9 protein-coding genes are annotated in these 12281 nt (G+C 52.9%); 7 read left to right on the top strand and 2 right to left on the bottom strand.

Going from position 1 to position 12281, the window contains the following annotated elements:
* Positions 1-177: 177 nt before the first annotated feature.
* From IC37_RS20735 to IC37_RS20755, 5 genes are all read left to right on the top strand, one after another.
* Entirely contained in the window at positions 178-1824 is a 1647-nt protein-coding gene (locus IC37_RS20735) for an alpha-amylase family glycosyl hydrolase (RefSeq protein ID WP_081729378.1), read from the top strand.
* Between the two features lie 510 nt (positions 1825-2334).
* Positions 2335-3531, top strand: coding sequence for an ABC transporter ATP-binding protein (locus IC37_RS20740; RefSeq protein WP_081729377.1), 1197 nt, complete (start codon positions 2335-2337; stop codon positions 3529-3531).
* 104 nt (positions 3532-3635) lie between these two features.
* A complete protein-coding gene (locus tag IC37_RS20745) occupies positions 3636-4910 on the top strand; it encodes an ABC transporter substrate-binding protein (protein ID WP_030131226.1) in 1275 nt (424 codons plus the stop codon).
* A complete protein-coding gene (locus tag IC37_RS20750; RefSeq protein WP_051414852.1) occupies positions 4904-5881 on the top strand; it encodes a carbohydrate ABC transporter permease in 978 nt (325 codons plus the stop codon). Before IC37_RS20745 ends, IC37_RS20750 begins: the two co-directional genes overlap by 7 nt.
* Positions 5882-5892: 11 nt before the next feature.
* Positions 5893-6720: a carbohydrate ABC transporter permease gene (locus IC37_RS20755; protein ID WP_030131224.1), complete on the top strand. Its 828-nt coding sequence runs from the start codon at positions 5893-5895 to the stop codon at positions 6718-6720.
* A 631-nt stretch (positions 6721-7351) separates the two neighbouring features.
* Here IC37_RS20755 and IC37_RS20760 read toward each other — a convergent pair.
* Positions 7352-8278 (bottom strand): tetratricopeptide repeat protein, encoded by a 927-nt coding sequence (locus IC37_RS20760; RefSeq protein ID WP_051414851.1) that lies wholly within the window; start codon positions 8276-8278, stop codon positions 7352-7354.
* A gap of 581 nt (positions 8279-8859) precedes the next feature.
* On the opposite strand from IC37_RS20760, the gene IC37_RS20765 reads away from it, so the two are divergent.
* Positions 8860-9633, top strand: a complete 774-nt coding sequence (locus tag IC37_RS20765; protein WP_030131222.1) for a nuclease-related domain-containing protein — start codon at positions 8860-8862, stop codon at positions 9631-9633.
* 294 nt (positions 9634-9927) lie between these two features.
* On the opposite strand, the gene IC37_RS20770 is transcribed toward IC37_RS20765, so the two are convergent.
* Complete coding sequence (locus IC37_RS20770) at positions 9928-11136, bottom strand: MFS transporter (RefSeq protein WP_030131221.1); 1209 nt, start codon at positions 11134-11136, stop codon at positions 9928-9930.
* Between the two features lie 133 nt (positions 11137-11269).
* Here IC37_RS20770 and IC37_RS20775 point away from each other — a divergent pair, with 133 nt between their 5' ends.
* A complete protein-coding gene (locus tag IC37_RS20775; protein ID WP_030131220.1) occupies positions 11270-11851 on the top strand; it encodes a TetR/AcrR family transcriptional regulator in 582 nt (193 codons plus the stop codon).
* Positions 11852-12281: the final 430 nt, after the last annotated feature.

Consider the following 12281-nt stretch of genomic DNA (forward strand, 5'->3'; position numbering starts at 1 on the left):
GCGATTGTGCTGGTCGTGGGTTAATTGTTTTTTGTCGGGCCGTGGAGTAGTTCGCTATTTGTTTTGACGACGGTTTTGCATTGGTAAGTGTTTTGGGGCTGTATCGGATGCACAGCGTGCGCTAATAAAATCGTATTCATTGACTTTAAACACGAGACGCAGGTAGAGGAAGCAAGTATGTCTATCCATATTAAAGAAGAGCCCATGACCGAATACCGTGTCGGTGCGGAGTGGTGGCGCAGCGCTGTTATTTATCAGATATATCCTCGCTCTTTTGCCGACGCGAATGGCGACGGTATAGGTGACTTGGTCGGAATCTCATCGAGAATTCCCTATCTTTCTTCATTAGGGATAGATGCTATTTGGCTCTCTCCCTTCTATCGCTCTCCCCAGATGGATGCTGGCTACGATGTGGCGGATTACTGCGATGTCGATCCGCTATTTGGCCGGCTGGATGATTTCGACCGGATGTTGGAGCAGGCCCACGAAAAAGGAATCAAGGTCATCATCGACTTGGTGCCCAACCATACGTCCAGCGCCCACAATTGGTTTCAGTCAGCTCTGAAGACCCCAGTGGGAAGTGCGGAGCGTAATCGCTACATCTTCCGTGATGGTAAAGGTGAGAACGGCGAGTTTCCACCGAACAAATGGCAAAGCGTTTTCGGCGGTGATGCATGGTCTCGCATTCCCGGAGAAACACAATGGTATTTGCATCTGTTTGATAGTAGCCAACCGGATCTCAATTGGGAATGCCCCGAAGTGCGGGCGGAGTTTGAAGACATCTTGCGTTTTTGGTTGAAGCGAGGCGTCGATGGATTCCGTGTCGATGTGGCACATTCGTTGGTAAAAGTACCCGGGCTGCCCGATTGGGAAAGTGAAGACCCGGAAGAAAGCGCCATGAACGTTGGACCGATGTGGGACCAGGAAGGCGTACATGATATTTATCGCAGCTGGAACAAGGTGCTGAAAGAGTTCGCCGGTGATCGAATGCTGGTCGCCGAAGCCTGGGTCCAGCCGCAATCTCGACTGGCACGTTATGTGCGCAGCGATGAAATGCATCAAGCCTTTAACTTTGATTATCTGCTGACACGCTGGGATGCCAGGGCATTGAGAGAGGTAATCGATACCTCTATGGCTGCCGCCGCTCATGTTGGGGCGCCGACGACTTGGGTCATGTCCAACCACGATACTGTTAGGCATACATCACGATATGGCCTGAGCAACCCTGGTACTCGACCCAGGGGTATTGATGCATCCAGAGAGCAGCCGGATGAAGCATTGGGATTACGTCGTGCTCGTGCTGCGGCGCTTCTGACGCATGCATTACCGGGATCGGCTTACATCTATCAGGGTGAAGAGCTGGGTTTGCCTGAGCATACAACCCTGGACGCAGCTCACCGGCAGGACCCTCGCTTTTACCGCACCAATGGGGAGGAAGTAGGGCGCGACGGTTGTCGTGTGCCGATTCCCTGGGTTTCGGGAGAAGCGTCTTATGGATTCAGCACAGCAGGGGAGTCCTGGTTGCCTCAACCGGAGTCATTCGCCCAATACAGTGCAGATGTACAACAAGGCAACCCGCAATCAACGCTGGAGCTCTATCGCCAATTGCTACAGCTGCGCCGTGCGTATGGGTTGGGTAGCGGTTCTCTGACCTGGTTGCCTTCGGCCCAAGGGGTACTGTTGTTTGACAATGGCCCGATCCGCATCGTGATCAATCTGACAGGCATGGCCACTGCACTTCCTGAGGGTCAGCTGCTGATCTCCAGCGAACCGATCAATCAACCCTATGTCTTACCCGCCAATGCTGCGGCATGGCTGAGATGAGTGATCAACTCCCTGCTCGACAGAGCAGGGAGTGTCGCCCGGTATTTTTCGGTGTTCACTAGCTGTGTCTGGGCGCCGTTGCTATAGCCAATCCAAAGCGCTTTGGGCTAGGCTGCAAGTGCTTGAGCGCAAACAATAACAAAAAGAAAGTGGGAGACATCTATGATCAGTACAGTTGGCCATCGGAAGGTCAGTGTGAAACCGTCATTCGGAAGTCACGCTTGCCTGGCCTATCAAATAAAAGGCGGATTGAATCCGTTCGTCGCTCTTGGGTTTCACCGCGATAGATTGATTTTTTGGAGGGCGTCTACTTTTCCTCTAAGCAAAGACGTCTGCACCCAGCGCGAAGTTCGCCCGTATCCACGTAGCCCTTCGAGGGGTTCCTCCCAACGACGTATAAAACGCTCTACGAGCTGCTGCCCGCGAATCGAACAAGCGTTCAACCATTAATTGTGCGCTTGGCGCGAGGCAGGCCGCTCGAATCGTTCGCGCGGATGTCCAGGAGGAAAAATGGCAAGAGTTCAGTTGCGTAATGTAGGTAAGACTTACGATACCCACCAGATCATCAAGAGTGTGGATATGGATATCGAAGACGGCGAGTTCTGTGTCTTCGTCGGTCCTTCCGGGTGTGGGAAATCAACGTTATTGCGGATGATTGCGGGTCTGGAGGACATCACCGACGGCGAGTTGCTGATCGGCGACGTACTGGCCAACACCTTGCCTCCGGCCAAGCGTGGTGTCGCTATGGTGTTTCAGTCTTACGCGTTGTACCCGCACATGAGTGTGTACGACAACATGGCCTTTGGGTTGAAACTGGCTGGCAAAGACCGAAAGGAAATCAAGGACAGTGTCCTGCGAGCAGCGAGCATTCTGCAACTCGATCATTTGCTCGATCGTAAGCCCAAACAACTATCGGGTGGTCAGCGACAGCGGGTTGCCATTGGCAGGGCGATTGTCAGACAACCAAAGGTGTTTCTGTTCGACGAACCGCTATCCAATCTAGACGCCTCTTTACGGGTACAAATGCGAATCGAAATCGCCAAACTACACAAAGACCTCAAGGCAACCATGGTGTACGTGACCCATGATCAGGTCGAAGCCATGACCCTGGCGGATAAGATTGTGGTGCTTAACAAGGGTAATGTGGAACAGATCGGGGCACCATTGGAGCTTTACAATCATCCGAAAAATCTGTTTGTCGCCGGATTCATTGGTTCACCCAAGATGAATTTCGTCGATTGCAGGATTGTTTGCATTAATTCCCATGAGGCAACTGTCTTGCTGCCTGGTGGAAGTCGCGTGACGGTGGCTGTGGAGGCGGGAGGCGCCAAGCCGGGTGACGAGGTGATCCTCGGCATTCGTCCAGAGCACTTGGTAGTTGCCCATTCGGCAACCCTTGATCAGAGTTTGAGCGGCAGGGTGGAAGTGTTGGAGCATCTTGGTGACGAGACCTTTGCCTACCTTGACATCCCAGGTTCCCGTGATGGATTGCTTACGGCTCGTGTGCCGGTGGCAACGTCTATACAAATCGGTGACACGCTCACACTCCACGTACCAAAGCACGGCAGCCATCTATTCGCCGCTGATCAAAGAGCTTACCCGAGGGTAGCCGCGGTCGAGTTTGCGCTCGCTGCAAACACTCGAGTCATGGCGGTCTCCGACAAGTCATCTGGAATCGGGCAACTCCCCGGACACGCGTTCCATTAAATACACGAATGCGTTTGGCGAAAGCCAAAACACAACAATAACGATTTCGCAGGGCGCAACGTTACCCATTTGAGGCGCATTGTGTCTGCGAGGCTGGAGGCAATATGAACATGCGCAACTGCACCAGATTCGGGTTGAGTATTTTCTTGGGGTCGCTACTGCAATCGGGTATTTGCTCAGCAGCGACTGTTACCATCTCTTGCATTGCGAACGGCAAAGACTTGGAGATGTGTACGCAGGGCGCTGAGGCCTGGGCACAACAAAGTGGTAACAAAGTCAATGTAGTGTCTTCGCCGGACTCAGGCCGATTGGCGCTATATCAACAGTTATTAAGCGCTGGTTCATCGGATATTGATGTGTTGCAGATCGACGTCGTCTGGCCGGGCATACTGGCGCAGCATCTGATCGATCTGAAGGGAAAGGTCGGTAGTGGGACTGAAGAGCATTTTGCCTCAATTATCAAAAACAACACTGTAGGCAATCGGTTGGTCGCGATGCCCTGGTTTGCCGATGCAGGGGTGCTGTATTACCGCAAAGATCTGCTGGAAAAATATAAGGCGAAAGTCCCGGAAACTTGGGACGAATTGAGCACCACGGCTCAGAAGATTCAGGATGCCGAGCGTGCTACCGGTCATGACAAGTTGTGGGGGTTTGTCTGGCAGGGCCGCAATTACGAAGGGCTCACGTGCAATGCCCTGGAATGGGTGTCGAGCTACAACGGTGGTGCAATCGTCGATGCCGCCGGCAAGGTGACGATAGACAATCCCGAAGCAATAGCCGCTCTGACGCTAGCCAAGGGGTGGGTGGGCAGTATCAGCCCGCAAGGCGTTCTGAACTATGGCGAGGAAGAAGCCCGCGGTGTATTCCAGTCCGGCGATGCGGTGTTCATGCGCAACTGGCCTTACGCGTTGGCGTTGGTCAACAATACTGACAGTCCAGTCAAGGAGAAAGTCGGTGTAGCAGTACTCCCAAAAGGTGGTGAAGAAGGGCGGCATTCGCCGATCCTTGGAGGGTGGCAGCTAGCCGTTTCCAAATACTCCAAAGAACCTGACTTGGCGGCGGATCTGGTGATGTACCTCACCAGCGCGGCTGAGCAGAAACGACGTGCCATCATAGGCTCCTACGCCCCAACAATCCCCGCGTTATACAAGGATGAAAGTGTGCGAGTGGCAGCTGGCCCGGTGGTAGACCCGCTCTACGACACACTAAGCAGCGCCGCGGCTCGCCCGTCTGCGATCACTGGGGTCCGATACAATCAGTTTAGTGCCGAGTTCTCCAATGCTGTTTACTCCGTTCTGTCTGGTCGTACCGACGCGGCGGCGGTTTTGAAGGAGTTGGCTAGTAAACTGAACAGAATGAGCCGGGGTGGGAAATGGTAACCACCACGGCGAAATCGCCAATCGCGGATAGCGAAAAGCGAGAGAATCCCGCGTCCCGTAGCAGCGCTTTAACCCGCGATCGTGTGCGGTCAGCGTGGCTGTTTCTGGCCCCGATGTTGGTGATTCTGGCGCTTATTGCCGGCTGGCCGCTCGCCCGCACTATCTGGTTTGGTTTCACCAATGCCAACCTAGCGGATTTGAGCAGCGCGCAGTTTATTGGTTTTGCCAATTATCTAAGTGTGGACGCTGGGCACTGGTCGGGCCTGCTTACGGACCCCGATTGGTGGCGCGCGGTATGGAACACCGCGTGCTTTGCGGTTGTGTCGGTCAGTCTGGAAGTCGTACTGGGTACGATCGTTGCTCTGGTGTTGAACGCACAGTTTCCAGGGCGTGCGTGGGTGCGTGCGGCCGTGCTGATCCCCTGGGCTATTCCAACTATTGTCTCAGCGAAAATGTGGAGCTGGATGCTGAACGATCAGTTCGGGATTCTGAATCATGCGCTGATGGCCTTGGGCGTCATCGACCATCCGTTCGCCTGGACGGCGGATCCAGACCTCTCGATGATGGCTGTGGTGATGGTGGATGTCTGGAAAACTACACCCTTTATGGCGCTGCTCATTCTGGCCGGACTGCAGATGCTGCCTTCCGATTGCTATGAAGCCGCGAAGGTTGATGGTATCCATCCGGTGCGGGTGTTCTTCAGGGTCACATTGCCGCTGGTTCGGCCCGCGATCATGGTCGCTGTGCTTTTCCGCGTGCTGGATGCCTTGCGCGTGTTCGATCTCATTTATGTACTGACCTCCAATAGTAAAGACACCATGTCTATGTCGATTTACGCACGCCAGCAGCTTCTGGATTTCCAGGAAGTCGGCTACGGTTCCGCCGCGTCCACGCTGTTGTTTCTGGTTGTGGCCTTCTGCACCGTTCTATATATCGTGGCTGGGCGCGTTCGCTTCGACGATGAGCATTAAGGAGTTTTGTTATGAAAAAAGCACTCGGGACCTTTGCCTTTTACTTACTGGTGGCGATGATTGTTTTCGTTTCTGTCTTTCCGTTTTACTACGCGATCATCTCCTCGCTTAAACCGTCTTCGCAGCTATTTAATGTCGACTACTTTCCTGAGTTCTGGCACTGGGGAAACTATGTTTCAGTGTTCCGTGAGCAACGCTTCGCGGCTAATATCCTAAACTCACTGCTGGTATCGCTTTCTGTGGTTGTAGTGTCTTTGTTGCTGAGCGTCACCGCTTCCTATGCGTTGGGGCGAATACGTTTCCGTGGGCGCAACACCATCCTCGTGACTATTCTGGCTGTTTCCATGTTTCCGCAGGTCGTTGTTCTGTCGGGCATGTTCGAACTGATCCGCTTGCTCGGCCTATACAACAACATGCTTGGCCTGACGCTTTCATACTTGATTTTCACACTTCCTTTTACTGTCTGGGTGCTGACCACTTTTATCCGAGGTTTACCCAAGGAGCTGGAGGAGGCGGCAATCATGGACGGTGCGGGGCCCTGGACGATCATTACCCGTGTATTGATGCCGCTGATGTGGCCGGTTTTAGTGACTACAGGGTTATTGGCCTTTGTAGCGGCATGGAATGAGTTTCTCTTTGCCTTGACGTTCACCTTGACCAACGAGCAACGCACAGTACCTGTAGCAATTGCTTTGATTACCGGTGGCAGCGCACATGAACTGCCTTGGGGCAATATTATGGCCGCTTCGGTCATTGTGACGATCCCCATTGTTTTGTTGGTTTTGTTCTTCCAGCGGCGCATTGTCTCAGGGCTAACTGCAGGAGCAGTGAAAGGCTGAGGCCCCTAGGTTACCCATGCATTGAGCGTTGAAAACGCCATTTTTGCACGCTGCTACGTCAAATCTGAGCCCTGAACCTTCTGCGCAAAAATACGGATTTCAATCTCAGACGCGTACTTTTCTGCCGTGGAAACCGAAGCCGACTTTTTCAACAGAATCGGTCGAAAGCGGCCTCTTGAAGGTATTCATATTGGCAATCGTTAGGCTGCCGGCGGCCATTGGAGGATCTCACCATGGACCAGCTCTGCGTTGGTGAAAAGGTTTAGGGCAGAATTAGGGCAAATTATGGGCCGCTATAGGCCGCAGCACGCCATGGGCAATTCTGACTGTCACTCTTTCTAATATCGTATCGGTTTATTCGGGGTAGCTGCGGGCCGCCACGGCTACCAATTTTTCAGGTCATTGCTTTGCTGATCCAATGCACCCTAACCCTTAATTTCAGCGGACGTGCCAAACAGCGGCGCACCGATGAAATCGGTCGTCAAATTAATTATTTCGGTGTCGGGAAACATGAAAAATTGTGCTTATTGTGGTGACGAAGGAAGGCTAACCAAGGAGCACATTTGGTCACGCGCCCTGATAAAAATATGAGTACTGTATTAACGCACAGATTGTTGTTCACCATAGATGTTCAAGGTCTTTTCTTTAGATCGTCTAGCTTACGCTTCACACCGACCTTTGGGTTCAACCTAAGCGCTTCTTCGAAGGCTGAAATGGCTTGAGAAACCTCGCCAAGGGCTTCGTATGCTAACCCCTGTACTTTTAGAGCTGCAGACCTCCATCCATCATCATTATCTGGTACGAGGGCGCGAGCCCGCAGCACATTGTCCAGCACTGTTCTTGTCAGATGAGAATTTCCTTCTTTTAGGATCTGTTCACCTGCAAATATTATTACATCAAACTTGTCAGAGGCTAACTGCGCTAGCAGGTAGGATTCGTTATCTAAAAAAACACCATCGGAGTTATATCGAAATTTTCCATATCCATCGATAGAGACAGTGAGTATTTTTGTCGACTCCTCATACACATAACCTTTTTTATACGGCGCGCGCGTCTGCGCATGAGTCGCGAATATTTCTTTTCCCTTGTCAATATCGAACAATAAAAGATTACATTCAGACGTTGGTAAACTACTACCACTTGTGTGGCAAATGACAAATTGACCGTTATCGGAAATATAGTTAGAGGCGGATATCGCAGCTACATTTCTCTCCAATAAAACCTCACCGGACTCTGAGAAAACGTATAGGCAAGCTGAACTGTTATCTCTGAATCTTTTATCTACAATGCTAAATGTTCCAGCATTAGAGGCAGCCCCATCGCCTGCTCGCTCTAACTCACCCTGCAAAGCAATGTAGTCTTTTTTGAAGTTGTAAAGAACGTATCTTCCGCAGAACTCCTTAACAGTAGCTCCGTCAACTTCGACTGGAGGGTTTGTCCAAGCCAAGATCCACTCTTTGGACGGACTTCTTACATACTCGCCAAAAAAATTTATTGAATCGATACTGATCATTCCCGGCGCAAGAAAATAGGCTTCCTTTTTATTTTTGCCTGTCATCTCGCTGCTCCTTCAGACGTGCTTCCAAAGAGATTAGCATCATCCTTGAGAAGGTGAGCTGAGTGAATTGGGACGTCGTCGAGCAACGAGTCAATACGTTCGTGCGTGGGCACCCGCGCGTCGGCGCTCAGGTTCGCGATGCCGTGCATGATGGTGGAGAAGGATGAGCGGAATGCGTGAATGTTCGTATGAAACGCATTGATGCGAAGGGCAAGTGCGCTCTCGTGAGACTGAGATTACACATTGGTTTTGTTCAGCCGGGATTGAGTGACCGCTCTTGGCCGATTGCTGCCCGTCGCGACAGGCCGCTTTTGGCCCAGGTTGTTTAAAAGCGCAGGCACCGTTTTGAAGTCTGCGTCGCTACGTAAAATCTGCCAGCGCTTGGTTAATCAGCAGACCAAAAATTTGCGTAGGAGCGCGATTTTCGTTCCAGTTCTGACTATCAAACTTGCTCTAAAACGGTTTTAAACAGCCAGGGTAGAAAGCAGACACCAGTTACCTCGCCTAAGCTAGGAAGGAACAAAAGGGAAGGCGTAGCCACATCCGGCTTACTGACACACCTTCACCACGCAAAGGAAGCGATGAATATTTTTGTGATGCTCCAGCCGCTGTTCGACATGCTGAAGTGGCTGCTGCCATTGTTGGTCCTAGTCATCATCGTCAAGACGCCCTGGTTCAAGGGCTGGTTCGGTGAGCTGCTGGTGCGGACATTCGCCCACTATAGGTTGGATGGCCAGGTCTACCGCCGGTTGCACAACGTCACACTGGATACGCCCGATGGCACTACCCAGATCGATCATGTGTTCTTGTCGCCTTTTGGCATTTTCGTGCTGGAGACCAAAAACATGCACGGCTGGATCTTCGGAGGTGAGCGTCAGGCCCAGTGGACACAGCAGATTTTCCGGCATCGCTTCAGGTTCCAGAACCCGCTGCGGCAGAATTACAAACACTTGAAGGCGCTAGAAGCGCTGCTCAGCGTTCCACCCGAGCACATCCATTCTGTAATCGCCTTCGTCGGCGGCAGCAGTTTCAAGACCGTCATGCCGGACAATGTCACCCAAGGCGTCAGCTGCATCCGCTATATCAAGTCCTTTCAGCAGCATGTGTTTAACGAAGCGCAGGTGAGTGTAATGGTGAAGGCGCTGGAGAGCGGGAAGAGGGACAGTACGCTCACTACCCACTACGAGCATGTACAACGCCTGAAACAGCGAAACGACCCTTTCGCGAAACGCCTTTGCCCACGTTGTGGAAGCGCTTTCGAAATTCGTATCCGTAAGACAGGCGATAGAGCAGGAGAGCGATTCTGGGGCTGCAGCGCCTACCCCAAATGTCGAGCGAAACAGGATTTGGATTAGTCCTCCGGGCACTTCGTCCTGTGAAGCCGCGAATGAGAGCAACTGACTGGTATCCGTTCCCCGGCAAGAGCGCACGTTCACGAATGGCCCATATCCACAACCCTAAGCTGACGTTCATGGCTGGACCACTTTCGGCCAAAAGCCGTTATCCAAAATGCTAATACCTGTCACACAGGATGCAGCGACTCTAACTCCGCGTAGCGTTCAAGCTACTTGTGGTAAAGGCTATGTGGAAAAGCCGACTCTTCGCTCTATCTGCAGATTACTCTGAGCAGGGCGCGTCACAGCAGGGCTTCATACCGAGTACGATGCCGCAAGCGAGTGCTCTCGCATCCGTCGATACCCCCAAATAGTTACCAGCAATACAGCTGCTCCGGCTGCCAGAGCAACGTTAAATCCATAGCGAGCACCTTCCATATCCACCAGTTGGCCCGACGCCGCAGCACCCATCGCCACCCCAACATTCAAACCTGCCAGTAACCAGGTCATGCCTTCGGTCAATTGTCGTTCCGGCACAATTCGCTCAACCAAAGACATCGCCACAATCATGGTGGGCGCAAAGAATAACCCGGCCACCAACACTGCTCCCGAGAGGCTGGCAATGTTGCAAGCCATCAACAAGGGCAGTGTCGTTGCGGCAGTTGCAAGGCCACCCAACAGCAAGAGTTTGTGCAACGACGTTTTCAGTTTTAGCGCACCGAGCAACAAGCCCGCGGCGCACGAGCCGAAGGCGTAACAGGACAACACGATACTGGCCGTCGCCGGACTGCCCATTTGTTCAGCAAACGCGACACTCACGATATCGACCGTTCCGACGATGACGCCCATCGCGACCATCAGCAATGTTAATAGCCGGACGTCCGCCAGGCGAAAGATTGAGGCTGTTCGCGTGCTCATTTCTTCAGCGGATTCTACTGGCGGTTCGGTGGATGCTTGTGCTGCCAAAGCAAGTGCGCCAATCGCCAGCAGTACAACTGCCGCTAACGGTCCTGCCTGGGGGGAAGCGGCCACGCTCAAACCAACGGAAATCGGAGGGCCCGCGATAAACGTCACTTCGTCCAGCACGGTTTCGAGTGAGTAAGCTGTTTGCAGGTGCGGCTTGCCCCTGTAGATCGCAGTCCAGCGAGCGCGGACCATGGCCGACATGCTCGGCATGAAACCCGCTAACACAGCGGCCACGAACAATGTCCAATCGGGCGTATGCCAGTAGGTACAGGCAAGCAGTAGAAGAATACCCAAAACACTGATGCCGGCAGACAAGGGTAGTACCCTGCGCTGACCGTATCGATCCACCATGCGTGAAACCTGCGGTGACATTAATGCATACGTCAGGACGAAGGTGGCAGAAACCGCGCCTGCCAGTGCGTAGCTGCCCCGCAACTGCGAAAGCATGGTGATGATGCCGATACCTGTCATGGGGAGTGGTAGACGGGCGAGGAGGCCTGCCAGGGAGAATCCCTTGGTGCCGGGGGCTTGGAACAGTATTCGGTACGGATTGGCCATGCTCGATACTCCTTATCGAATGAGTTCAGCTTGTCGGGCGTCGCTGAACTGTGAATATACATTCACTGCGTATGATTAAAATCCTATAATCATACGCAGTGAATGTAAATGCCTTATTGGTCTGGGAGATCTCATGGTTCGACGTACACGCGCTGATATGGAAGAAACACGTACCACGTTGCTGAAGACCGCGCGCCAGGTTTTCAGTAAACATGGCTATGCCGAAACGTCCATGGATGATTTGACAGCGCTGGCTGGCCTGACGAGGGGGGCGCTTTACCATCATTTCGGCGACAAGAAAGGTTTACTCACGGCTGTGGTCGCTCAAATTGATGCGGAGATGGACACGCGGCTACAAGTGATTTCGGACAGTACAGACAACGCATGGGAGGCTTTCAGAGACCGCTGTCGCATGTACCTGGAAATGGCACAGGAGCCTGAAATACAGCGCATCGTATTGCGGGATGCGCGCGCTGTTCTGGGTAGCTCCCCACCAGAAGCGCATCGGCACTGTGCAGCCTCCCTACAAAAGATGCTTGAGCAACTGATGCTGCAAGAGACGGTTGTACAAACCGATCCCGAAGCATTGGCGATGCTGATCCATGGTGCCTTGTGCGAAGCAGCATTCTGGATCGCAGAAGCTGAGCCAGGTTCAGACAGGCTGTTGCAGGCCCTGGGGGCACTTGAGCGTCTGCTTAATGGCGTCCGTAGCTGAAATCTGGGGCATAGGGGGCGGAGCCCGGTGTGGGTAATATGGTGCGGTTGATAATGGGGTGCTCTTCCCAGACGACGAATTCTTCATGGAGTTTTCGTGGTGGAGCAAAAAAGAAGGGCGTAATCATTGCATCAGCATCGCGCCGAAGTGGCCCAACACCGACATCTACCTAGACGCAGACGGCAACATCGACATGCGAAAAGAGAGCGGAACTGACGCAGACAGGTTGAAAGAGTGTCAATGGGACCAAGCCAAGCCTTAGATGCCTGCGTTGCTGGCTGAAAATAAGCTAGCGGCTCGCCCACACCAAAGGACTGTCATCCTGCACGGCGATAAAACGGATGATGTGAGCGAGCGAGTGAACTCTACTGCGGATTCCATGACCATCCGGACACCCATTCCGCCAACATCCGGACATTGATTCCACGCT

This window comes from Pseudomonas sp. QTF5, from assembly GCF_000512695.2.
In the GTDB taxonomy this organism is placed as follows: domain Bacteria; phylum Pseudomonadota; class Gammaproteobacteria; order Pseudomonadales; family Pseudomonadaceae; genus Aquipseudomonas.

Coding starts and splice junctions, on each gene's coding strand:
- IC37_RS20755 (WP_030131224.1), top strand. CDS start 5,893: ATGAAAAAAGCACTCGGGACCTTTGCCTTTTACTTACTGGTGGCGATG.
- IC37_RS20765 (WP_030131222.1), top strand. CDS start 8,860: ATGAATATTTTTGTGATGCTCCAGCCGCTGTTCGACATGCTGAAGTGG.
- IC37_RS20740 (WP_081729377.1), top strand. CDS start 2,335: ATGGCAAGAGTTCAGTTGCGTAATGTAGGTAAGACTTACGATACCCAC.
- IC37_RS20775 (WP_030131220.1), top strand. CDS start 11,270: ATGGTTCGACGTACACGCGCTGATATGGAAGAAACACGTACCACGTTG.
- IC37_RS20770 (WP_030131221.1), bottom strand. CDS start 11,136: ATGGCCAATCCGTACCGAATACTGTTCCAAGCCCCCGGCACCAAGGGA.
- IC37_RS20750 (WP_051414852.1), top strand. CDS start 4,904: ATGGTAACCACCACGGCGAAATCGCCAATCGCGGATAGCGAAAAGCGA.
- IC37_RS20735 (WP_081729378.1), top strand. CDS start 178: ATGTCTATCCATATTAAAGAAGAGCCCATGACCGAATACCGTGTCGGT.
- IC37_RS20760 (WP_051414851.1), bottom strand. CDS start 8,278: ATGACAGGCAAAAATAAAAAGGAAGCCTATTTTCTTGCGCCGGGAATG.
- IC37_RS20745 (WP_030131226.1), top strand. CDS start 3,636: ATGAACATGCGCAACTGCACCAGATTCGGGTTGAGTATTTTCTTGGGG.